Below are 21,168 nucleotides of genomic sequence, written 5' to 3' on the forward strand. Positions count from 1 at the left end.
ATCAAAACAGTCAGGGATAGTTGCTTTCCCTGACCTGTTTTTAACTCATACAATCGGCAGATTGCTATGAATGTGCCGGCAACAGACAGACAAGGTTAGTTCGCTTTTTTAACTTCGTGATCGGCACCGTAAATTGAAATCGCCGGATCTTTAACGCCTGATGCGACAGACCAGTTGATTTTATGGCCAACCCCGCCGACTTCGATTTTGGTGTCACTTTCCAAGGTAACATTCACCACATTTTGTGCACCGCTAACTTCAAGCTCGGCTCTGTCATTATCATTGGAGCGTAATGTGGCTGTGACTTCATGATTGGCCACGTCCACAGAGAGGTCTGTCACGCGGCCGCCGGTCACTTTATTGTCGGAGCCGGACACCGAGACATCATCGGCTTCTTCAAATGCAACCTGATGATTGGTGCCGTGAATGACAATATCATCGCATTTTCCGGTCAGTTTGATGATATTCTTTGCACCATAAATGCCGATATCATTCGATGAACAGGCAATGTCACGTGTAATACCGGAGCCTTCAACTGTCAGTTCTTCTGCGGATGCAGCACCGGAAATAAGAACACTCATTAAAGTGATTGCGGAAATTTTCAGTTTCATCATGTCACTCTCTGTTGAGGGAGGGGAGGTATTCTGTATATCTCTAAAATGGTCCTTTAAATACAAAAAAAGCACCAAGGCAGATAAATGCGAAACCAATCATATGATTGATGGTTATGCTTTCTCCCAGATACAGTACAGAAAATCCGGCAAATACGCTGAGAGTGATAACTTCCTGAATGGTTTTGAGCTCTGCCGCACTATAGATGCCATGCCCCATTCTGTTGGCCGGAACCGCAAGGCAATATTCAGCAAAAGCGATCAGCCAGCTGACAATAATGACCAGAAAAAGCGGCTTGTTTGTAAATTTGAGATGCCCGTACCAGGCAAATGTCATGAAGATATTGGATGCGCAAAGCAGTAAGATCGGCTTGAGATAATCAGCCATATGTGCCTCGGTGTGATCGGCGGCAGCCGCACTCAGCGTGAATCATTCTGACAAGCTGAGCGTTCTGACAGGCCGGAACGGGATAAAAAGATGGTGCGAACAGCAAGATCTTTTATCGGTTTGTTTTACCTTTGAACAGATCGCCCGCAAGGCAGAAAACACCATTTCACGGGCAGAGAAAGCCAGACAATTCCTCTGCTTTGTTCTGCCCGTGACGCATTTTTTAATCAGACAGATGTTTCCGCTTAAGGAACTTCGTCATAGGCAACAATGCCGCCTTCGCTTTCCAGAGTAGAGAGACGCCGTGCTTCGGATCGTGTAAATTTCAATCTGACGCCGATACCGCCGCCATTTTCCGGAATGAATACGGCTCCGGCATCTTCGAGCGCTTTTTGCAGCGCTGCAAGGACAGTCTCGTCCGGTGTTTCAAGTTTACGTTCAAATAACTCAATCACACGGATATCAATGCCTGAGAATGATGACAGTCTTTCACGGCTGAGTTCAATTAATGCGCGGGCAGCTTTAGATTGCGGGCCGGTAATCATTACAAGTCTGTCCTTCTGATTGCGGTGCCGTCGGGAAGATATTGGCGGGCACCGTAAGCGTTTGAGAAATAGAACTTTATTCAATCCATCATAGCTCAGTTGCAGGAAGTTGAAACAAGACTTTTTGAAGCGGCAGGGGAAATTCAGTGAGGTGCATTCCGGAGCAGAAAGCTGCTTAGTAATATAGGAATTGCAGCGGAATATATTCTTATCCTGATTGCAATGTCACAATTTTGCCCGGAAGTAGGCGCTTCAATATTCGGGAGAAACTCTCAAAATTAAATTTGATAAGTAATTGTAATTTCTGTCTTTTCACAAAAATTTATTTCAAAAACGCTCATATTTATTCAGCTGGTTTTGATCTGCTTTGTAGCTTGCTCAAAAACGCGTTGTTTCTTGATGAAGATATTGAATCTGTGCGTTTTTAAACGTCGAACAGGTGAATTATGAAATTCAAAAGAATTTCTGTTGCAAGTAATCTATTATGCTTCATTACAGCCATTTATATTACTGTATTTTTTAACCGCGCAGCTTTTGTTTTCATCGCAGATTATCTCAAAGGAGATTTTCTGAACACCGGCATTATCGCTGCAATATTGTTTTTACTGACTTATTGTTTGCTGGTTTTATTTTCAGCGCCATATCTCATCAAGCCTGCATTGATTTTCTTTGTCACGGTGTCGGCATCCGCGGCATATTTCATTGACCACTTCGGTGTTTTGATTACGCCGAATATGATTGAAAATGCTGCGACAACCACAAGGGCTGAATCCGGTCACCTGATTAATGCGCATTTTGTAACGAATATGCTGCTTTATGCCGGTTTGCCGTCTTTGCTGATCATTTGGGTTGAGGTCAGGCACCGGCCTTTCGTACAAAAATTATGGGTCAATACGCTGCTGATCAGCGGTTGCCTGATTGCCGGTGTTGCTCTGCTTCTCACAAATTTTGGTACTTTTTCTTCGATGTTTCGTGAAAAGAAAGCGGAAATCACCGGCAGGCTCAACCCGCTGGCACCGCTCAGCAGTACCATACGTTATTTCGTGAAGGTCAATGACGAGCGCACCTATATTGCTCAGCCGCTCGGTACGGATGCTGTGCAGACCAAACCATATCAAGAGGGCAGTAATAAAAAGCGCCTGACGGTGATTGTGGTTGGCGAAACAGCACGCGCACAGAATTTCAGTTTCAATAATTATTACCGCGACACAAATCCGATGCTGCGTGAGCGCGATGTGCTGAACTTTACCGATGTCAGCAGTTGCGGAACAGAGACATCTGTTTCTGTGCCATGCATGTTTTCTCCGTTTCCGCGTACAGAATATAGCAGCAAGAAATTCCGCCAGTCTGAAAATCTGCTGGATGTGCTGAAACATTCCGGTATTCAGCCTTTGTGGGTTGAAAATAACACCGGCAGTAAGCGTGTGGCCGATCGTATTGAAACAATTGATATGAGCCAGTTGCAGGAAGGCAATCCGAATTGTGCAGGTGGTGAGTGTTACGATCAGGTGCTGGTAGATACGTTGGCATCCCGTCTCGATAGTTTTAAGACTAACACGGTTGTTGTGTTGCATATGCTCGGCAGCCATGGACCTGCCTATTACCGGCGCTATCCGCCGGAGCAGGAAGTCTTCAAACCTGCCTGTCGCACATCAAACTTTGCTGACTGCACTCAGCAGGAAATTGTGAATGCCTATGATAATACAATCGCTTACACCGATAAAATATTAGCGGAAATCATCGATTTGCTGAAATCGAGAGAAAGCGAGTTTGCTTCTTCGATGATCTATATGTCCGACCATGGTGAATCCCTTGGCGAGAAAGGGCTGTATCTTCATGCCATGCCTTATTTCATCGCGCCGCGGGAGCAGACGACGATTCCGTTTATCAGCTGGTTTTCACCGGATTTTCTGAAAGAGAATGATCTGAAACAGGCTTGCCTGAAGACGCTGAGTGATCATCCGGCGTCCCATGATAATCTGTTCCATACGGTGCTGGGCTTGATGAATGTGAAGACGACCGTCTATGACAAGGATATGGATATATTCAATAGCTGTCGCGGTGACGGCGCGGCCTCCTGAATATCAAAACAGCGCCGGAATTTCCGGCGCTGTTTTATTGAACTCGCAGGGAGCGTTGCGGCTGTTACCAGCGGGTGTCATTCCGGCAGCTGGCAACCAGAAAACCGAGTACAAAACCGGCAATACCGGCTGTGCTCAGAATGGTTGTTGCGGTGCCCGGATTTTTACGGATGACAGATACGGTTGCCTGTCCCTGTTCTTTGATGGTTGAGGCTGCACGGTTCAGGCGGGTGCGGGCTTCTTCTGCAGCTTCCTCGCCGCGTTGTTTCAAAGATTTGCTCATCGCATCAATCTGCGCGCGCAGTTCTGCAATCTGTTCTTCCATTGCCTGACGGGCATTGTCAGCATTCTCTGCCATTTTCATTCTCCGTTATCTTGACTGTGGAATAGGCGCTTACAAAGGCGTGGGAGTTATCGCCGGATCATGCGCCCTGCTGCAATCAGAATACATGCCCCGATAAAACCGGCGATCAGGTAACCGATCCAGCCTCCGAGAACCACACCGAACATGCCGAGCAGGGCATTGGCGACAGCAGCGCCGATAATACCCAGAATAATATTCATGAAAACGCCGTGGTCACTTTTCATGAACATTTCGGCCAGCCAGCCGGCCAGACCACCGATGATAATAGCTGCAATCCAGCCTATCTGAGCATCTTCCATGGTATTTCCCTCATTATTGACGTTCAGCACATAGTAAAAAGATGGTCTTTGTCTGCCGGAATTTAAGGCGCAGACAAATGCAGCGTGAAACTTCTGCTATGAAAGAAAACGTTCAGGGTGCGTTTTGGTTCCCGTAAAGACAGCAATCCATGCATTGAAAGACATGCAGGTGCTGTTTTGCATAAAATAAATTTTATGTTGCTTGATGAAAGTCGTTAAAATAATTATCAGGAAGATAAAGACCGGCATGCGGGAGTGCATTCTGAATTACAGGCGCATGTGGTCGTGAGGGTGTGGGATGGATAAATCCGGTCAGTTTTCCGGTTCAAAGAAAATGAAAACTGCTTTGCTATGATTTATCTGCCGCCGGTTTTCTTCTTTTTATTTTCGCTGATGTTTTTCGGTGTGTGGTTCCTTGAACGGACACGGCCGCATCTGGGGCTGTTCGGCTGTGCCTTTCTGCTGGTCTCGCTCGGGACTTTAATTCAGGTTACATTTGTTCCCGCAAATATCGGTCAGAACGCCGTTTTATCTGCGGCTTTATATGTTGCGGGCGTTTTGTTCTTTTCCCAGGGTGTCCTGATCCGCTCAGGCAGACAATTGCCCTTTTGGTTTCACGCCCTGTTTATGATCACGATTGTCGGCGGCACATTTTATTATTTTTATATCGAGAGAAACCTGTTTTACCGGATCTATATTATCAATCTGGGAGTGGGGGCGATCTTTCTGGCCACCGCCCTGCAGGCGCGCTTTTTGCTGCGCGGGAATTCCGGCGATAAATTATTATTCTGGCTGATCGTTGGGCTTGGCCTGCATTTCTTTCCGCGCACAATTATGACGGCGGAAAGAATGACGATGTCATCTGTCATTGATTTTTCTGCCGGTTCGTTCTGGCTGGTGCTGCAATTCACTATTTCTGTCATTGGTGTTGTGACCGGTATCGGACTGCTGGCCGGGACATTTATGGATATGATTGCGGAGCTGCGCAAAGAGCGCGACACGGATTCGCTGACCGGTCTGGCAAATCGCCGCCTGTTTTCCCAACATGTTGAGACAATGATGGGCAGGGGACGCTCACTGGGTAAACCCATGTGCTTTGCGATGATCGATGTGGATCATTTCAAGCTGTATAATGATATTTACGGCCATGCGGCAGGGGATGTGGCTCTGAAACATGTTGCGGGTACAATCAGCGCTACGCTGCGCCGCAGCGAAGATATGGCGGCGAGAATTGGCGGTGAGGAATTCGCGCTGTTCTTTTATGAGTGTACAACAGAACAGGCCAGACAGTTTCTGGAAAAACTGCGCACGCAGATAGCTGCGCTGAAAATCGAGCATGAGGGTTCGCTGGTCTCAGGTGTTCTTACAATCAGCGTCGGTGTTGCAGAACTTGAAAATAATGAAGACTTTGAAAGCCTTTACAGGCGGGCTGACGTGTCGCTTTACAGCAGTAAAGCGACCGGCCGCGATCAGGTGACTTTTGCCTGATCTCTGCTGCGGATCAGAAGAAGAAATACCAGATCAGGACTACGACAAAAAACGGAACACCCATCATCCACAAAATACCGGCTCTTAACATCTTTGTTCTCCCTGATTGTTTTGATTTGCTTACAGGGGTGTAACGCCGGTGCCGGTGCTTTTGTTCCGCAGAAATTAAACCGGTCTTGGAATGCGTGTATTGCTATACGGGCGTGGTTTTGAAGTGAGATGATGCCGTGCCTGTTGCTGATAGCGTTGTTCAAGCCCTGCACAGCCCCAGATAATACCGACGATCAGATAGAAATGCCGCCAGTGATCGATATCGATCACATTGCCGATCAGTATATGGCCGATAAATGCCACATAGGCGCAGAGCAGATAAGGCTGCCATGGCCGCTCACGCAGCATCAGCCTGAAACCGAAACCCAGCGTAAGCATTGTCAGGATGATGAAGGACAGAAAACCAAGCCAGCCATAATCCAGCAAGGCTTTCAGCCAGATATTATGGGTATCCTCTCCGAACATGGGGCCGAACTCCAGTGGGCCGATACCGAAGGGTTTTTCCATGGACAGAAGAAAACCCAGCCAATGCCGTGCAAAACGTCCTGTACGGGCGCTGTCATAATCTTGTTCGAGGCGCGCGCGCTGGGTGAACAATTCGCTGATTTGCGGGATTTGCAGGGCGATCAGCAATGTAAGAGCAAGAAGAATAATTGCAGCAATGCTGATCAGGATGATCTTGCCGCGAAAGCGCTGGTTCTTGCTGCCGATAAACAACAGAGCCGGAATGAGCACTAAGGATACAGCATACATGCCCCATGCTGCGCGGGAGAAGGACAGCAATACTGCAAGTGTCAGCACTAGAAACAGTGCCCAATAGAGCAGGCTTTTCTGAAGAGGGCGTGTCAGAACCTGATAGATGCACCAGTTGATAGGCAGGATCAGAAAAGGGCCAAAGACATTCGGATCCTGAAATGCACCTTTGGCACGACCGTAAAGCGTAAACAGATCCGCCGCAGGTATCAGGTTGAGATAACCGCCGATACCCAGCATTCCTGTAATGACGGCAGCCGTCAGATAGCCGGTGAAAAGCGGCTGTAATCTGCGCCAGTCGCTTTCGGTGACAGCGGCGAAAAACACACTGGTCAAGGCCAGAAAATATGACACGGCAATGTAAAGCGGTGCCTTTTTCAGATCAGCCATCTGAAAAATTGAGAGCACGCCGCCAATATTGAATAAGGTGAGCAGGAGCAGCAATGCCAGTGAGTTAACACTCAGCCTGAGGCCGAATAACAGCCACAGGCTTATGAGCACCAGCATCAGTATTTCATAAGGCCCCGGCTCGAAGAGGACGAAGCCGCTGAAAAAAACACCTGTTGCCAGTGACAGCCGTGCAATCCATTGCATTGCAGCTTGTCGCTGACCGCGCTCCGCCAATGCATGGAATGCTGCATCTGATGCGGGTGACGCATTTGCAGATCGGGGCACAGTTCGGGGCACAGGTTGGGACGGATAGCTCAATAGGCGTTTTCCGTGTTCAGCAGGCGCACAGGGGTCAGGAACAGGATTTTCAGGTCGAACAGCAAGGACCAGTTCTCAATATAATTGAGATCATATTCCGTGCGCATGACGATTTTCTCAGGCTTGTCGATTTCGCCGCGCCAGCCATTGATCTGCGCCCAGCCGGTTACGCCCGGCTTGACTTTATGGCGAGCAAAATAACCGTCAACCACATCATTATAGAGCATGTTGTTGGAATTGGCGCTGATCGCATGCGGGCGAGGGCCGACGAGTGAAAGACTGCCGCCTAAGGAATTGAAAAACTGCGGCAATTCATCAATCGATGTTTTGCGGATAAAGCGGCCGACACGGGTAACACGGCTGTCATTTTTGGTGACGGCCAGTTTTGCAGTCGGATCGCACTGGTCGCTATACATCGAGCGGAATTTCCAGACATTGATCACTTCATTATTAAAGCCGTGCCGTTTCTGTTTGAAGATTACAGGGCCTTTGCTGTCGAGTTTGATCGCAATAGCCGTCGCCAGCATGACCGGCGAGAACAGCACAATTCCGAACAGGCTGAAGACAATATCAAACAAGCGCTTTGCAATCGCATCCCAATCGTTGATCGGCTTGTCGAGAATATCGAGCATTGGTACCGAGCCGATATAGGAATAAGCACGCGGGCGCAGACGCATATTGGCAGCATGAGCGGAAAGGCGGATATCGACCGGTAATACCCAAAGCTTTTGCATCAGTGTCAAAACCCGTTCTTCCGCTGAGATCGGCAGAGAAACGATCAGCATATCGATGCGGGCAACACGGGCAAACTCGATCAACTCGGAAATATTGCCGAGTTTCGGATAACCGGCAACAATCGGCGGAGAACGGCGGTCGCCGCGATCATCAAAAATACCGCAGATACGAATGTCGTTATCCGGTTGTTTGTTGAGTTCAAGAATAAGATCTTCCGCATTCTGACCGCCGCCGACAATAACCGCGCGTCGTTCCATACGGCCGCTGCGGGCGAGAATACGCATCAGTTTGGCTGCGAGAAAACGCGATATTGTAAGGGCGATAAAACCGGAAATCACAAATCCGGCAAACCAGATACGGGAATAAACCGCAGAAATTTTCAGCAGGAAGGCCACAATAGCCAGAACCGCAAAAACACCGGCCCAGCAGATAATCAGCCGGCCGAGATAGCGAAACGGTTTGCGCAGCACAGAAGGGCGATAGCCGGAACTGAACTGGGCGAAAATAACATAGAGCGCGGCGGCAAGAATATTCGCAAACAAATATTCCAGTATATGGATGCTTTCAGCGCCCACATAGCTGAGATAAACAGCGGTGCCACACAGGGCGACAACCGCAAATTCCCAGATGCGCATAAGCCCTGTGAACAGAGCGGGTGAAATACTTTCATTCTTGTATTGAGCGGCCACTTTCATGGCCAGCGGGCTCAATTCAACTTTTTCAGCAGGTGTGGAAGCTGCGCCGGAGTCATGCTGCTTTTGCAGCGCCTTCCTGTCGAAACTTCCTTTATGTTTTTTCTCACTCATGGGTGCACCGGCATATTAAAATTTTGCTCACAAGAAAATATAAGCAATCTATCCGTGATGAGGGTTGCTATTTTCTTATTTTTTTTAAGAGAATGCGCAGTTTAGGCCGCTATACGGGCTTTTTACGTATTGTGGTTGCCGGATAGTAAATATCCGCAATATTGCTTTATTACAGTAAAATTAAACGAATGATATTTGTATTTTAATGAAACAAGGAAGCTTTACATAGTGCTTATATGTAATTTAGTTGATGCGGTAGAATTGTTCAACTGCATGAGCCATATTTTCCCGGCTGAAGCGTGAGCGCAGCAGCAGCGGATCAGGCATGGTTTGCTGATAATTGGCAGGGAAGGTCAGGGCTTCGCACATTTTTGCGGCGATGGCACCGGCGTCGGGTTTGCAAAGGGCATTGCTGTCTGTGCCGAATATTTCAGCAAGACCGCCGACATCTGTGGCGATGATGCTGCGCTGTGCTGCCAGAACTTCCAGCGCAATATATGGCAGGGATTCCGCACGGGAAGGCAACACAAAAATTTGCCCGCGCTTGAGTGCTTCACGCACCGGCATTGCCGGATAAAAGCGGATGTGATTTTCCAGTCCGAGTTGCGCAGCAAGAGCCTGATAATTCTGTTTTTGCGGCCCGTCCCCGACCATGGCACCGGTGGCAAGAGACCGGTTGCTGGCTCTTGCTGTCTGGTTCAGTTCAGCCAGCGCGCGGATAAATAAATCCGGCCCTTTCAGGTCACGCATCATGCTGGTAAAAAGAAAGTCTGCGGCATCGGTTTCCGGTGTAACCGGTGCAAATTCATCTTTGCTGATGCCGTTGCGGATCACAATGTGAGCGCAGCGCGGATTTCCGACTTTTTCCTGATAGGTGTTTTCCTCATAGGCCGAGACAAAGATCAGGCCATCGGTGATTTGTTCTTGCAGGCGTTCTGCTGTGAACATGATTTTACCGGCAAGGGACGCAGGGTCAAAATGCAGGCTGCCGCCATGAGGGGAGTAAAATTTGTGCGGGCGCTGAGCCTGACTTTTATGGATGCCTATTGTGCCGAGACGGGCATAAGTCCCGCCTTTTGCACCATGTCCGTGTACAATATCCGGCTGAAGCTGCTTCAATATTTTGCGCGTGCTTAAAATAGCACCGATGTCACTGAGGCCTATTTTGCGGCTGATGGGAATACGGTGCAGGCCGAGTGCCAGATCGGGCAGCATGGCAGCAAATTGCTGTTGTTCAAGTGCGCCGTCTTCGCATAATTCGCAAATCACGCCGACCTGATGACCGGCTGCACTCTGCATGGCAGCCAGATCACGTATATGGCGAAACACGCCGCCTATAGGGGAACGGAAGCAATGGATAATCCGCAAAGATTTTTGCTTCACAATAGCCTCGTCTCAGGAAGGATGAATTCTGGTCTGTCCGTGATGATCAGAATAACCGTTCACGGACATAGATTGTATCGCCTGGAAGGATAGGATCTGTAATGCGTACCCGTCCGGTAAAGATTTTGCCGTTGATCTGGCGGGTAATGTCCACGCTTTCCTGATTGGCGCGCGGTGTAAAGCCGCCGGAAGCTGCAATAGCCGTTTGTGCAGTCATGCCCGGTACGTAAGAATATTGTCCGGCGCCGCCGACTTCACCCATGATGAAGACAGGGCGGTAGCGGTCGATTTCCACGCTGACATCAGGATTGCGGATATAGCCGCCGCGCAGCTTTGAAGCGATGGTGGCTTCAAGCTGTTTTACTGTTTTGCCGCGTGCAGGTACGCTGCCGATCAATGGGAAGGCAATATAGCCGGACTGGTCAACGGAATATGTATTGCTTAAACCGGCCTGTTCAAAAACGGTGATGCGCAGACGGTCGCCGGAACCGAGAATATAAGGCTGGTTCAGCGCTTCGTGGAATGCCGGAGGAGCAGGGCGATAGCTGGTGCAGCCTGACAATACCAGACAGGTTACGCCCAAAGCTGCCATAAAAACACGTGTTTTCATTCTGCTCTTTTCCTTATCCCGTTCTGATTGCTTTGGTGTCAGAACCCGCCAGCTCATATTATATGTGTTCAGGTTATGTTGCGCATTTCATAGCTGTGCAACGGACATCTGTCTGATTGTGATTATTGAATTATTAGGGTTAATATGGCGTAAAGACTAAAAGCTAAAATCTGTTGTACTGATAAAATTATCTTTAAATACAAACTGCTAAAGTAAAGTCCTGATACGCCCTTAGTATGAAGGGTGAGGGGAAATTGCAGGATTTAACCCTATAGTTACCTTGATGATTTACCATAAGAGTCCTGTGCAGGATTATGGGGATCGGGTCAGTGATGCGTGATGCAGCAGAAAATGCGGAAATTGATATCGGAGCGCTGTTTGCCGCTCTGAAGCGCAACTGGCTGTTCATTCTACTGGGCGCGCTCCTGTTTGCTCTGCTGACATGGGGTGTTGCGCAGTTTCTCCCTCCTTATTACCGTTCCGAAGCGCGTATTCTGATTGAAGCACGGGAAACTGTCTTCACACGCCCGAATGTCGGATCGGAAACGGATCGTCCGCTGCTGGATCCGGAAGCCGTGAAATCGCAGGTAGAGCTGATCAGCTCTGCTAAAATCCTTGCAAAAGTAGCCGCCGAGCTGAGACTTGAAGATTATGCGGAATTCTATCCGAAAACCATGTCGCCGGTGAAACAGGTTCTGGTATTGCTGGGATTGCGCCCTGATCCGCGCACGATTCCGGTATCAGAGCAGGTTCTCACCCGTATGCGCGAGAATTTACAGGTCTATGCTGTAACCGGCTCGCGGGTGATTGTGGTTGAGTTTGTCTCCAAAAATCCGCAAGTCGCAGCCGATGTCGCCGATAAAATTGCGGATGAATATATTGCAGCACAGGCCGCGGCCAAACGCCAGCTGACAGGCGATGCAACCGGATGGCTGGAACCGGAAATTGAACGGCTGACGAAGAAGGTGCGTGAGGCGGAAACCAAAGTCGCTGATTTCCGCGCGGCAAGCGATCTCCTCAATACCAGCAATAATACTTCCCTTGCCACGCAGCAAATGTCCGATATCTCATCGGAACTGTCGCGTCTGAAAGCTGAGCGTGCCGCCAGTGAGGCTAAAGCTGAGAGCATTCGCACTGCGCTTAAAAACGGCGTGCCGATCAACAGCCTGCCGGAAGTTATGTCTTCCGGTATTATGCAGCAGCTGAATGAGCGTCGCGGAGCGCTGATGGCCGAGATTGCCAATCTCTCGACAACGCTGCTCGACGGGCATCCGCGTATTCAGGGCTTGCGTGCGCAGCTCGCCGATCTTGACCGGCAGATCCGGCAGGAAGGCAATACAATACTGAAAAGCCTCGACAATGAGGTGACGACTGCCCGCAGCCGCGAGCAGGAGCAGACCCGTGAACTCAACCGTCTGAAAGCACAAGCCGCCGAGGCTGGCAGTCAGGAAGTTGAACTGCGTGCTTTGGAACGTGATGCTGCCGCTCAGCGCGATTTGTTGCAAGCCTATCTGGCGCGCTATCGCGAGGCTTCCAGCATTGCTGATCGTACAGATCAGCCTGCAGATGCACGGATTTTTTCAACGGCAACTGTTGCAGGGGCGCCGTATTTCCCTAAAGTGCTGCCTATGGTCAGCATGAGTTTTGTTGCAGGCCTGTTGCTGTTGTCGGTTTTTGTTTTGCTGCGTGAGCTTTTCAGCGGCCGCGCTATGACAACAAATCCTGTCAGAGCTGTCAGGGAACAAAATCTCTGGGGCGATGAATATGGTGCTGTTGCACAGAATTTTAGCCCTGCGCATAATAAAACCGCACAGATTGATAATAAGCTGATTGCGCAGCCGGCTCCCGAGCCTGTTTCCGATACAAATGAGATGCCTGATAAAAATGAGATGGTAGAGCAGCCTATGGCCCGTCCTGAAATTGATGTTGAAACAATTCAGCGTATCTATGACAGCTATACTGTGTCCGAGCCGGATGTCACGGAAGAACCTGATCCGGCATCAGATGATATTTATGCGCCCAACGGTGTGGCTGCAATTGCCAGCCGTCTGATGTTGCAGGAGCGCCGCCGCATCATTCTGATCTCGCCGGAAGGCGATGCCGGATCTGCCGGCAGTGTGCATCTGCTGCGTGAACTGGCTGACCGCAGCCTGCGGGTATTGCTCGTGGATATGACCGGCAATGGTGCTGTTAGTCAGGCAATGCTGGATGGCAACAGGCCTGCAGGCATTACCGACCTGCTGCTTAATGTGAAGCAGTTCACCGATATTATTCACGGCGATTTATATTCGGATGCGGATGTGATTCCGACAGGTCTTTCTGATCCGAAAACCGCTATGGCACAGGCCGAGCGTCTGCCGGTAATTTTTGAAGCGCTGGAAACGGCCTATGATTTCGTGCTGGTGGAAACCGGTGCATCCTCTGCCGAACAGGCGCTGAACCTCGACAGCGATACATCCGTTTTTGTGATGAATGTGTTCGACAGCGAAGATCAGGCTGTGGCGCAGACTGCACTGGCATTCCATGAGGCAGGGCAGGATGATGTAACCATTCTGATGGTGCCGCACGCATAAAAACGGATTAAGCGCTCCTGCGCAGCTTGCTGCGTAGTTTTTTCACCAGCGGCCAGAGATGTTTGTTGGTTTTAATACGATAGACAAGACCTGAGCGCAGCTGATTGAATGTTGCGCTCAACCGGCCTTTGAATGTCAGCGCGATATGGCTGTCATAAAGCGGCTGCTCAACATCGCACCAGTCGCGTTTGTATTTCTCCTCGCCGATACCGAAGCTGAAATAATCCAGCTCGTCATCAATGGCAGCGGCAATCGCTTCGTAAAACAGAAAATCTCCGGGGCTGGCGGTGACCAGATCATCATCGGCAAAAGCACCGAATTCCACAGTCAGACCGCGTTGCAGTGGTGTCTGGCTGTCAGGGCTTTGCCAATAGGCGCAGCCAATAACCGCACGCGGTTTTCCGGCAACTTCAAGCACATGCAGGCGATATTGTCTGTGCGTGTCATTTTCCGGTGCAGCGAAGAGTTTTTGGAAGAAACGGTTCAAATCATCGCCGGTAAAGCTGTTGGCAATGCCCTGTTTGGCAAAGCGCTGGCTTTTCATCGCATAAAAATCATTGAATGCAGCGCTGTTTTCCGCATCGCCTTCTGCGGTATAAATCCGCCATGTACCTGTTTCATCATAACGGCGGGCATGCTGGCGGTGTTTTTTGCGTTTGCGTGAGGCATTGCTGCGCTCAAGCACGCTGTCAAAACTGTCTGGCAGCGTGGCAATCAGAGCCGGATTCGGATTGCGCTGATGGGAGAGACTGAGCAGCGGGTTATTATATCCGAGCCAGTTCTGCATCTGACGGGTGAGGGATAGCAGCGTAATATCCGGCCGCGCTTCTTTCAGGCAGGCAATCAGTGCAGTGATATGGTCTTTGCTGATGTGTTGCGCAAAGGCCGGAAACAGAACCGGAAAATTGCAATTGGCATGGGAGCCGCCGGCAAAGCGCGCAACATGCTTGTGGTTTTGTTTGATAACCTCAAGCGGTAATAATAAAGCAGGGCTGTCCTCGATAAACAGCGCCAGCACAAGACAGTCAGGATTCACATTCTGCTGCCAGAGCCGTGTCCAGAGTGCGGACTGGGCTATACCATGCACCGTCTTGTCATTGCTCCAGAGCGGCAGAGCCTCATGAATGTCGGAATAACAGAACGTGCGGAACATAATCAGCGGGCTTTAGGCGGCTGAACCATCCACCACAACAGATACATGGCCGGAAGTATCCACAAAAAGCCGGTGAAGAAGAAATAAGCAAGCTGTACCCAGACCGAGGACTGGCCAAGATGGGCAACCGCAATCATGGTTGCAAGCAGCGCATAAACTGCAATCAGCAGAACAAGCAGCACAGTTCCGATCAGTTTTTTCAGTCTTACAGGCATATTTGTCTCTCCGTCACCACTCTCATACACCAGACAGCCCTGAATCTGAAATGATTTTCGTCTCCGCTTCATCACTGGATTTATGAAAGGGGTAATAAAAACAGCGTCTGCGTGTCGCGTGTTGTTGTCTTGTATTCGCGGTGCGCATGCGGCATGTATCTGCGGGGGTAAAACTCAGTCGGAGCAGGATTGATGATAACAGATTATGCCGCATTACCGGCAACACAACAGCCGGTCAGTGCCAACCACGACAAGAACCGCAAGATGGTGCGGTGGTGGCTTTATGCGGTATTCTTCGTACTGATCGCAATTGTCATGGTGGGCGGCGCAACCCGTATGACCGGCTCCGGTCTGTCTATTACCGAATGGAAGCCTATCCATGGCGTTATCCCGCCGCTGAACCATGCGGAATGGCTGGAAGAATTCGATAAATACCGCCAGATCCCGCAATATCAGCAGATTAACAAGGGTATGGCACTGGAAGAGTTCCAGTTCATTTTCTGGTGGGAATGGGCGCATCGTATGCTGGCGCGTTTCGTCGGCTTTCTGGTGGCTGTTCCGCTGATTTTCTTCTGGGTAACAGGCCGCTTGCAGGACGGCTTGAAAGCACGGATGCTCGGCATTCTGGCGCTGGGCGGCTTGCAGGGCGCTATCGGCTGGTGGATGGTGGCATCGGGCTTGAGCGTGCTGACATCGGTGAGCCAGTATCGCTTAGCTGTGCATCTCACTATGGCCTGTATTATTATTACTGCCGTGTTTTATGTTGCGCGCGGGCTTGCCGAATATACGGAAAAACCAGCGCCGCGCGGCCTGCAACGCTTTGCAGGCTGGCTCGTTCTGGCAATTCTGGTGCAGATTTATCTTGGCGGGCTGGTTGCGGGGCTGCATGCCGGTCTGACCTATAATACATGGCCGCTGATGGATGGCGCGATTATCCCTTCAGACCTGTTCATCCATCAACCTTACTGGCGCAACCTGTTTGAAAATCCGAAGACCGTGCAATTCATTCACCGGATGTTTGCCTATACGGTGCTGGTGCTGGCTGTGCTGCACGCTGTGCAGGCGCATCGCCATGCTGCCGGTACAACTCACGCGCGACGCTCTGTTGTGCTGCTCGGCCTGATCCTGATGCAGGCGGCGATCGGAATTATCGCCTTGCTGACAATGGTGCCGATTGAGTGGGGCCTTGCCCATCAGGGATTTGCATTGGTAGTGCTGAGCTTTGCTGTCGCTCATTGGCGTGCCTGTAAAGGTGCATATGAGATGCGTGCAGCGTAACAAAAAGCCCCGCAAATGCGGGGCTTTTTTATGGATACAGCTGATGCCTTAACCTGCGCAGCGCAGTGGCAATTTTCAACTCGCGCTCCTCATCTGCAGCATTGCCGTCTTCATGATGCCATGCGGCTGAAAGACAGCCATAGCAAAAGGCATAATCAAGAATATAGGCCACAGGCTTGTTGATGATCCCTGCGAAATATTGCGCCATTTCTGCAGCACGCTGCATATTGAGGCACAAATCATCACGGTCGAGCGGATTGTAAAACAGATTGGCACAATCAAAGGCAGCATCACCGCACAATCCGTGCGGATCAATTGCCAGCCAGCCCCGTGCACTGCGAATGATATTCTCATGATGAAGGTCGCCATGTAGGGCGATGATTTCATGAGGTTGTCTGAGCAGGGATGCCGCGAGATCGGCTGCTTCCGTGTAAATATCCGCTTTCTTTCCCGCCAGATCAAACAGGCTTTTGAAATGCTTGAGCAGCGGCTGTAATTCAGACGGCAGAACCCGACCGGAGGGACTGTGTAAAGCGCGGATCACTTCACCGGCAATGCGGATAGCATCTGCATCATGTCCGGCTTCAAGATGGGCTTTGAGGTCATAGTCACCGGCATATTCCAGCAACATCATCACCGGATCATGCGTGAGGCCGAGCAGCCTGATCGCACCATGTCCGTCACGCTCGCGCAGATAATAGGCGCCGCGCAGCTCCTCATGACCTGCAGGCTTGAGCACTTTAACAATCACCGGAGATTGTTCCTCTCCGGTGATTATTGCTTTCCAGATATGACTGGAATTGGTGTCAGCGAGCAGTGTTGCAGAGGCAATCTGCCAATGTGCCGGAAATACCGGCTTTATCACTGCTTGCTGTTCCATAGGCGATGAATGCTCCGGTTAACGCAGACCCAGCATCAGATTCATATTCTGCACGGCTGCACCCGATGCACCTTTGCCGAGATTATCCAGTACGGCGACCAGATTGATCTGCTTGCCGCCTTCAGAACCGAAGACATAAAGATTCATACCATCTGTATCTGCCAGCATTTCGGCATCGACACGCGCCATGGCGCTACTTTCTTCAAGCGGGACAACACGCACGATTTTCTGACCGGAATAATGTGCTTTCAGCTCATTATGCACGTCTTCCATTGTCGGTTTGCCTTTGAGCAGATCGAGATGGATCGGAACCTGCACAATCATACCCTGCGCAAAACGGCCGACACTTGGTGCAAAAATCGGAGCATGGTCGAGTTTGCCATACATCTGCATTTCCGGCAGATGCTTGTGCCTGAGTGTCAGGCCATAGAGGAAGTTGTTTTCCTTCATATGTTCCGGATGGTTCACATCTTCCATCTGGGCAATCATCTGCTTGCCGCCGCCGGTATAGCCGGATACCGCATTGACGGTGACAGGGTAATCGCTGTTCATCAGCCCTGCATCACGCAGCGGACGAATAAGCGAGATTGCACCGGTCGGATAGCAACCCGGATTGGCAACCAGACGGGCTTCGCGGATACGCTGCGCCTGCAATGCTTCCAGTTCGGCAAAACCATAGACCCAGTTTGAATGGGTACGGTGCGCGGTTGACGTGTCGATAATACGCGTGGAATGGCCTTCAAGCAGGATAACTGCTTCACGCGAGGCATCATCCGGCAGGCAGAGAATAGCAATATCAGCCGAGCGCAGCAGGTCAGCGCGCAAATCTTTATTACGTCGTTCTTCTTCCGGAATAGAAAGGACTTCCAGATCAGTGCGACCGGCAAGGCGGGTGCGGATCTGCAGACCCGTTGTGCCATGTTCGCCGTCAATAAAGATTTTCGGTTTCATTTGAATTTTGCCTTAATGGTAGAGAATTCAGAGTGTTAGGAGTTATTGCTGAATCATTCTGTCAAGCAGTTGATTCATTCTGTGAGACTAAAGCATTTCCGGCAAAAGCGGGAACCTGTTTTGCCGGAGGACAATGCGTAAAATCAAACAGTCGGAGCAGTGCCAGTGATTCAATATTCACCGGAACCGCTTTAGCGCGCGGCTTTCTTTTCCGCAAGCAGACCCAGATAATGCATGGCAATTGTCGCGCCTGCAATGGCTGTTATATCGGCATGGTCATAGGCCGGTGCAACCTCTACAATATCAGCGCCGACAATATCAATTTTGCCGAGCTGACGCAGCACCGATAGCATTTGTGCCGAGGACGGGCCGCCTGCAACCGGTGTGCCGGTACCGGGCGCATAGGCCGGATCAAGACAATCAATGTCGAAAGTGACGTAGGTTTTGCGCCCCTGTGTACGGGTTTCAATCGCCTGCACAATGTCTTTGGCGCTCATATCTTCAACATCGTGACCATAGAGAATCTGAATGCCGCAATCTTCCGGTGCATGGGTGCGGATACCGATCTGGATAGATGCAGCCGGATCAATAATACCGTCGCGTACAGCACGGGCAACAAATGAGCCGTGATCGATACGCTTGCCGTCATCAAACCAGGTGTCCTGATGGGCATCAAACTGCACTAAGGCCAGCGGGCCATATTTCGCGGCATGGGCTTTGAGGATCGGCCATGTCACAAAATGATCGCCGCCAAGCGACACCAGAAAAGCATCATTGGCGATCAGTTTAGCGGCTTCCTGCTCAATGGTTGCCGGTGTCAGCTGGTGATTGCCGTAATCGAGCAGGCAGTCGCCGTAATCAATCACCGCCAGATTTTCAAACAAATCGCGCTGAAACGGATATTGCGGATCATTATCAAAAATCGCTGCAGCACGGCGGATAGCCTGCGGGCCAAAACGGGCGCCCGGCCTGTTGGAAACGGCTGCATCAAACGGAATGCCCCAGATTACCGCATCGGCATTGCTCACATCTTTACTATAGAGACGCCGCATAAAGGAGAGGGCACCGGCATGAGTAGGGTCGGTTGCGGCTCCCTTGATCGTCTGAGCCGTAAAAGCATTGTCGATGGATTTATGCGCCATGAAGTAACACCGTAAGCTGAAACAAAACTGACGATACAAGCTGTAGCGTCTTTTGGCGGGCTGATAAAGCGGCATCCGATATTTAAATTGCTGAGAATTATCGGGCGCAAGAAGGTCGTGATTGTTGATCTTGGCGAGATAATAATCGGCAATTCTGCCTATTACGTATGGCGGGAGAAGAATGATGTGTCTTAAATCAAACCGGCTCTGCGCCATTCATATAGCATATCCGGTTCTTTTTCTTCATTGCCGCTGCCGTCGGTTTTACCAATCGCGATAAAACCGTGTTTCTCGTAGAATTGCTGCGCTTGACGATTTCGCTGAAATGTCCATAATTGCAGATGCGGGAACGTCTTTTGCGCCTGCCTGAGCAGGGCACTGCCAATACCGCGACTCTGAAAATCCGGCAGAATATAGAGCTGCTCAATCCAGCCTGTTTTAAAGGCAATAATACCAGCCATGTCAGGGGAAAATACTGCCCAGACCTCACATTGCGGAAAGACGCAGTTCTCGTAAAACCATTGATCTTCTTGAGGTGTATGCAGGCCTTTCAGCCATGGCAGAGTGTTATCGAAGGATGCCCGATGGATGCGGGAAGCCTGCGCCATATCCTGCAAGCCTAAACGCTTCAATATGAAGTTATGAGCTGTCATTTGGTTTTAGAGCTTTCAGCATGAAAACCATAAGCCCGCTCAACACGGGCAATCCGTAAAGCATAGGCTTCATACCATGCTGCGCGTCCCTGTTTCTGCGCTGCCAGATGGTCGACATTGCGCTTCCAGTTGCGAATGCCTTCTTCATCGCGCCAGTAAGAATTGGTAATGCCGAAGCCGCTTGCATCACGCACGCTTTCAATACCGAGAAAACCGTCCTGCTTCTCCGCCAGCTCAACCATCTGACCGGCCATTTCGCCATAGCCTGTATCATCATCAGACGTGCGCTGCGATGAAAAAGCAACGATGTAATAAGGCGGCTGAGGAAGGGTGGCGAACGGAGAGCGATTGTGCATGAAACAGAATCCTGAGGCTTGTTGATATGGAAACATAAAGACCAAGCAATGCAGGAGACAGCGGCTACTCTGTCGCATGAAATAAAAAAAGCGGATCCGAAGACCCGCTTTTCTGTCGTTCGTAAGCGATAAAAGATTAACGCTTGGAGAACTAAGCCCCAGAGCGCGATTAGCGCTTGGAGAACTGGAAGCTACGACGGGCTTTCGCCTTACCGTATTTCTTACGTTCTACAACACGGCTGTCGCGTGTCAGGAAGCCGCCTTTTTTCAGCACTGCACGCAGAGCTGGTTCGTAGTAGGTCAGGGCTTTTGAAATGCCGTGACGAACCGCACCAGCCTGACCGGACAGACCACCGCCGGCAACAGTCGCAATAATGTCAAACTGACCAGTGCGGTTTGTTGCAACGATTGGCTGCTGCAGAACCATCTGCAGAACCGGACGAGCAAAATATGCGTTGAACTCTTTGCCGTTCACGATGATCTTGCCTGTGCCTGGCTTTACCCAAACGCGTGCAATCGCATCTTTACGCTTACCGGTCGCATAAGAACGTCCGAGAGCGTCGACTTTTTTAACGTGAACAGGAGCTTCAGGAGCAGCAGCTGCTGCAACTGTGCCAAGTTCTTCGAGCGAGTTGAGCTGCTCAGCCATTATGCGTTCCTCTTATTTTTGCTGTTCAAAGCGCCGATGTCGAGGACTTCTGGCTGCTGTGCTTCGTGCTGGTGGTCAGCGCCTGCATAAACGCGCAGGTTTTTCATCTGACGACGGCCGAGCGGACCGCGCGGAACCATACGTTCAATCGCCTTCTCAACGACGCGTTCCGGGAAACGGCCTTCGAGGATCTGACGAGCTGTACGTTCTTTAATACCGCCTGGGTGGCCAGTGTGCCAGTAGTAAACCTTGTCGGTGTACTTCTTGCCGGTCAGAACAACCTTGTCAGCATTGATGATGATGACATTGTCACCGTCGTCAACGTGTGGGGTAAAGGTTGGTTTGTTCTTACCGCGCAGAATGTTGGCGACCTGAGAAGCGAGACGACCGAGAACAACGCCTTCAGCGTCGATCAGGATCCACTTCTTCACCACTTCTGCTGGCTTCTGGGAAAAAGTTGCCATTGAAGTTATCCTTGGAAATAATCCTTGCAACA

The 21,168-nt window shown here is 50.4% G+C and carries 22 protein-coding genes; 4 read left to right on the plus strand and 18 right to left on the minus strand.

Going from position 1 to position 21,168, the window contains the following annotated elements; genetic code table 11:
* Nucleotides 1-95 precede the first annotated feature (95 nt).
* From KHQ09_RS07745 to KHQ09_RS07755, 3 genes are all read right to left on the minus strand, one after another.
* Nucleotides 96-614 (minus strand): DUF3060 domain-containing protein, encoded by a 519-nt coding sequence (locus KHQ09_RS07745; RefSeq protein ID WP_213597481.1) that lies wholly within the window; start codon nt 612-614, stop codon nt 96-98.
* Nucleotides 615-654: 40 nt separating this feature from the next.
* The gene (locus KHQ09_RS07750; protein ID WP_213597482.1) at nt 655-999 is read right to left on the minus strand and encodes a DMT family protein; all 345 of its coding nucleotides are present in this window, start codon (nt 997-999) and stop codon (nt 655-657) included.
* Between the two features lie 245 nt (nt 1,000-1,244).
* Entirely contained in the window at nt 1,245-1,544 is a 300-nt protein-coding gene (locus tag KHQ09_RS07755; protein ID WP_075655621.1) for a hypothetical protein, read from the minus strand.
* Nucleotides 1,545-1,990: 446 nt separating this feature from the next.
* Between KHQ09_RS07755 and KHQ09_RS07760 the strand changes: the two genes are divergently transcribed.
* On the plus strand, nt 1,991-3,625 hold the full coding sequence (locus tag KHQ09_RS07760) for a phosphoethanolamine transferase (protein ID WP_213597484.1): 1,635 nt from the start codon (nt 1,991-1,993) through the stop codon (nt 3,623-3,625).
* Between the two features lie 64 nt (nt 3,626-3,689).
* On the opposite strand, the gene KHQ09_RS07765 is transcribed toward KHQ09_RS07760, so the two are convergent.
* Together KHQ09_RS07765 and KHQ09_RS07770 are read right to left on the minus strand one after the other, a co-directional pair.
* Nucleotides 3,690-3,983: a hypothetical protein gene (locus tag KHQ09_RS07765; RefSeq protein WP_213597486.1), complete on the minus strand. Its 294-nt coding sequence runs from the start codon at nt 3,981-3,983 to the stop codon at nt 3,690-3,692.
* 53 nt (nt 3,984-4,036) lie between these two features.
* On the minus strand, nt 4,037-4,288 hold the full coding sequence (locus KHQ09_RS07770; protein ID WP_213597488.1) for a GlsB/YeaQ/YmgE family stress response membrane protein: 252 nt from the start codon (nt 4,286-4,288) through the stop codon (nt 4,037-4,039).
* A gap of 351 nt (nt 4,289-4,639) precedes the next feature.
* On the opposite strand from KHQ09_RS07770, the gene KHQ09_RS07775 reads away from it, so the two are divergent.
* Entirely contained in the window at nt 4,640-5,776 is a 1,137-nt protein-coding gene (locus KHQ09_RS07775) for a GGDEF domain-containing protein (protein WP_213597490.1), read from the plus strand.
* A 165-nt stretch (nt 5,777-5,941) separates the two neighbouring features.
* Here KHQ09_RS07775 and KHQ09_RS07780 read toward each other — a convergent pair whose 3' ends face one another.
* The 4 genes from KHQ09_RS07780 to KHQ09_RS07795 all read right to left on the minus strand — a co-directional run bounded on the left by KHQ09_RS07780 (nt 5,942) and on the right by KHQ09_RS07795 (nt 10,822).
* Nucleotides 5,942-7,288, minus strand: a complete 1,347-nt coding sequence (locus KHQ09_RS07780; protein ID WP_238481589.1) for an O-antigen ligase family protein — start codon at nt 7,286-7,288, stop codon at nt 5,942-5,944.
* On the minus strand, nt 7,285-8,829 hold the full coding sequence (locus tag KHQ09_RS07785) for an undecaprenyl-phosphate glucose phosphotransferase (protein WP_213597492.1): 1,545 nt from the start codon (nt 8,827-8,829) through the stop codon (nt 7,285-7,287). Before KHQ09_RS07785 ends, KHQ09_RS07780 begins: the two co-directional genes overlap by 4 nt.
* A 243-nt stretch (nt 8,830-9,072) precedes the next feature.
* The gene (locus tag KHQ09_RS07790; protein ID WP_238481590.1) at nt 9,073-10,212 is read right to left on the minus strand and encodes a glycosyltransferase; all 1,140 of its coding nucleotides are present in this window, start codon (nt 10,210-10,212) and stop codon (nt 9,073-9,075) included.
* Nucleotides 10,213-10,258: 46 nt separating this feature from the next.
* Nucleotides 10,259-10,822, minus strand: coding sequence for a polysaccharide biosynthesis/export family protein (locus KHQ09_RS07795; RefSeq protein WP_116088154.1), 564 nt, complete (start codon nt 10,820-10,822; stop codon nt 10,259-10,261).
* A 314-nt stretch (nt 10,823-11,136) separates the two neighbouring features.
* Between KHQ09_RS07795 and KHQ09_RS07800 the strand changes: the two genes are divergently transcribed.
* Nucleotides 11,137-13,395, plus strand: a complete 2,259-nt coding sequence (locus KHQ09_RS07800) for a Wzz/FepE/Etk N-terminal domain-containing protein (protein ID WP_238481795.1) — start codon at nt 11,137-11,139, stop codon at nt 13,393-13,395.
* Nucleotides 13,396-13,402: 7 nt separating this feature from the next.
* Here the strand turns inward: KHQ09_RS07800 and KHQ09_RS07805 are convergent, their stop codons facing one another.
* Complete coding sequence (locus tag KHQ09_RS07805) at nt 13,403-14,548, minus strand: GNAT family N-acetyltransferase (RefSeq protein ID WP_213597496.1); 1,146 nt, start codon at nt 14,546-14,548, stop codon at nt 13,403-13,405.
* Nucleotides 14,549-14,550: 2 nt separating this feature from the next.
* Nucleotides 14,551-14,763 carry a DUF2842 domain-containing protein gene (locus KHQ09_RS07810; RefSeq protein ID WP_075655607.1) on the minus strand — a complete coding sequence of 71 codons (213 nt, stop codon included), beginning with the start codon at nt 14,761-14,763 and terminating at the stop codon, nt 14,551-14,553.
* A 264-nt stretch (nt 14,764-15,027) separates the two neighbouring features.
* On the opposite strand from KHQ09_RS07810, the gene KHQ09_RS07815 reads away from it, so the two are divergent.
* Entirely contained in the window at nt 15,028-16,041 is a 1,014-nt protein-coding gene (locus KHQ09_RS07815; RefSeq protein WP_420801473.1) for a COX15/CtaA family protein, read from the plus strand.
* A 28-nt stretch (nt 16,042-16,069) separates the two neighbouring features.
* Here the strand turns inward: KHQ09_RS07815 and KHQ09_RS07820 are convergent, their stop codons facing one another.
* The 7 genes from KHQ09_RS07820 to rplM form a co-directional block, all read right to left on the minus strand.
* Nucleotides 16,070-16,921, minus strand: coding sequence for an aminoglycoside phosphotransferase family protein (locus tag KHQ09_RS07820; RefSeq protein ID WP_213597507.1), 852 nt, complete (start codon nt 16,919-16,921; stop codon nt 16,070-16,072).
* 18 nt (nt 16,922-16,939) lie between these two features.
* Nucleotides 16,940-17,872 (minus strand): N-acetyl-gamma-glutamyl-phosphate reductase, encoded by a 933-nt coding sequence (gene argC, locus KHQ09_RS07825; RefSeq protein ID WP_213597509.1) that lies wholly within the window; start codon nt 17,870-17,872, stop codon nt 16,940-16,942.
* 191 nt (nt 17,873-18,063) lie between these two features.
* Nucleotides 18,064-19,014, minus strand: a complete 951-nt coding sequence (speB, locus tag KHQ09_RS07830; RefSeq protein ID WP_213597511.1) for an agmatinase — start codon at nt 19,012-19,014, stop codon at nt 18,064-18,066.
* Nucleotides 19,015-19,205: 191 nt separating this feature from the next.
* Nucleotides 19,206-19,667: a GNAT family N-acetyltransferase gene (locus KHQ09_RS07835; RefSeq protein ID WP_213597513.1), complete on the minus strand. Its 462-nt coding sequence runs from the start codon at nt 19,665-19,667 to the stop codon at nt 19,206-19,208.
* Nucleotides 19,664-20,023, minus strand: coding sequence for an antibiotic biosynthesis monooxygenase family protein (locus KHQ09_RS07840; RefSeq protein WP_213597515.1), 360 nt, complete (start codon nt 20,021-20,023; stop codon nt 19,664-19,666). The genes KHQ09_RS07835 and KHQ09_RS07840 overlap by 4 nt, the downstream gene beginning before the upstream one ends.
* Before the next feature lie 169 nt (nt 20,024-20,192).
* Entirely contained in the window at nt 20,193-20,672 is a 480-nt protein-coding gene (gene rpsI / locus KHQ09_RS07845) for a 30S ribosomal protein S9 (RefSeq protein WP_022710804.1), read from the minus strand.
* Nucleotides 20,672-21,136, minus strand: coding sequence for a 50S ribosomal protein L13 (rplM, locus tag KHQ09_RS07850; RefSeq protein ID WP_022710805.1), 465 nt, complete (start codon nt 21,134-21,136; stop codon nt 20,672-20,674). Before rplM ends, rpsI begins: the two co-directional genes overlap by 1 nt.
* Nucleotides 21,137-21,168: the final 32 nt, after the last annotated feature.

Origin of the sequence: Pseudochrobactrum algeriensis, assembly GCF_018436245.1 — a bacterium.
Lineage (GTDB): Bacteria > Pseudomonadota > Alphaproteobacteria > Rhizobiales > Rhizobiaceae > Pseudochrobactrum > Pseudochrobactrum saccharolyticum.

Excerpts from the sequence above, each read along its gene's own strand:
- KHQ09_RS07745 (WP_213597481.1), bottom strand. The coding sequence starts at position 614 with ATGATGAAACTGAAAATTTCCGCAATCACTTTAATGAGTGTTCTTATT.
- KHQ09_RS07750 (WP_213597482.1), bottom strand. The coding sequence starts at position 999 with ATGGCTGATTATCTCAAGCCGATCTTACTGCTTTGCGCATCCAATATC.
- KHQ09_RS07755 (WP_075655621.1), bottom strand. The coding sequence starts at position 1,544 with ATGATTACCGGCCCGCAATCTAAAGCTGCCCGCGCATTAATTGAACTC.
- KHQ09_RS07760 (WP_213597484.1), top strand. The coding sequence starts at position 1,991 with ATGAAATTCAAAAGAATTTCTGTTGCAAGTAATCTATTATGCTTCATT.
- KHQ09_RS07765 (WP_213597486.1), bottom strand. The coding sequence starts at position 3,983 with ATGGCAGAGAATGCTGACAATGCCCGTCAGGCAATGGAAGAACAGATT.
- KHQ09_RS07770 (WP_213597488.1), bottom strand. The coding sequence starts at position 4,288 with ATGGAAGATGCTCAGATAGGCTGGATTGCAGCTATTATCATCGGTGGT.
- KHQ09_RS07775 (WP_213597490.1), top strand. The coding sequence starts at position 4,640 with ATGATTTATCTGCCGCCGGTTTTCTTCTTTTTATTTTCGCTGATGTTT.
- KHQ09_RS07785 (WP_213597492.1), bottom strand. The coding sequence starts at position 8,829 with ATGAGTGAGAAAAAACATAAAGGAAGTTTCGACAGGAAGGCGCTGCAA.
- KHQ09_RS07795 (WP_116088154.1), bottom strand. The coding sequence starts at position 10,822 with ATGAAAACACGTGTTTTTATGGCAGCTTTGGGCGTAACCTGTCTGGTA.
- KHQ09_RS07800 (WP_238481795.1), top strand. The coding sequence starts at position 11,137 with ATGGGGATCGGGTCAGTGATGCGTGATGCAGCAGAAAATGCGGAAATT.
- KHQ09_RS07805 (WP_213597496.1), bottom strand. The coding sequence starts at position 14,548 with ATGTTCCGCACGTTCTGTTATTCCGACATTCATGAGGCTCTGCCGCTC.
- KHQ09_RS07810 (WP_075655607.1), bottom strand. The coding sequence starts at position 14,763 with ATGCCTGTAAGACTGAAAAAACTGATCGGAACTGTGCTGCTTGTTCTG.
- KHQ09_RS07815 (WP_420801473.1), top strand. The coding sequence starts at position 15,028 with ATGGTGCGGTGGTGGCTTTATGCGGTATTCTTCGTACTGATCGCAATT.
- KHQ09_RS07820 (WP_213597507.1), bottom strand. The coding sequence starts at position 16,921 with ATGGAACAGCAAGCAGTGATAAAGCCGGTATTTCCGGCACATTGGCAG.
- argC (WP_213597509.1), bottom strand. The coding sequence starts at position 17,872 with ATGAAACCGAAAATCTTTATTGACGGCGAACATGGCACAACGGGTCTG.
- speB (WP_213597511.1), bottom strand. The coding sequence starts at position 19,014 with ATGGCGCATAAATCCATCGACAATGCTTTTACGGCTCAGACGATCAAG.
- KHQ09_RS07835 (WP_213597513.1), bottom strand. The coding sequence starts at position 19,667 with ATGACAGCTCATAACTTCATATTGAAGCGTTTAGGCTTGCAGGATATG.
- KHQ09_RS07840 (WP_213597515.1), bottom strand. The coding sequence starts at position 20,023 with ATGCACAATCGCTCTCCGTTCGCCACCCTTCCTCAGCCGCCTTATTAC.
- rpsI (WP_022710804.1), bottom strand. The coding sequence starts at position 20,672 with ATGGCTGAGCAGCTCAACTCGCTCGAAGAACTTGGCACAGTTGCAGCA.
- rplM (WP_022710805.1), bottom strand. The coding sequence starts at position 21,136 with ATGGCAACTTTTTCCCAGAAGCCAGCAGAAGTGGTGAAGAAGTGGATC.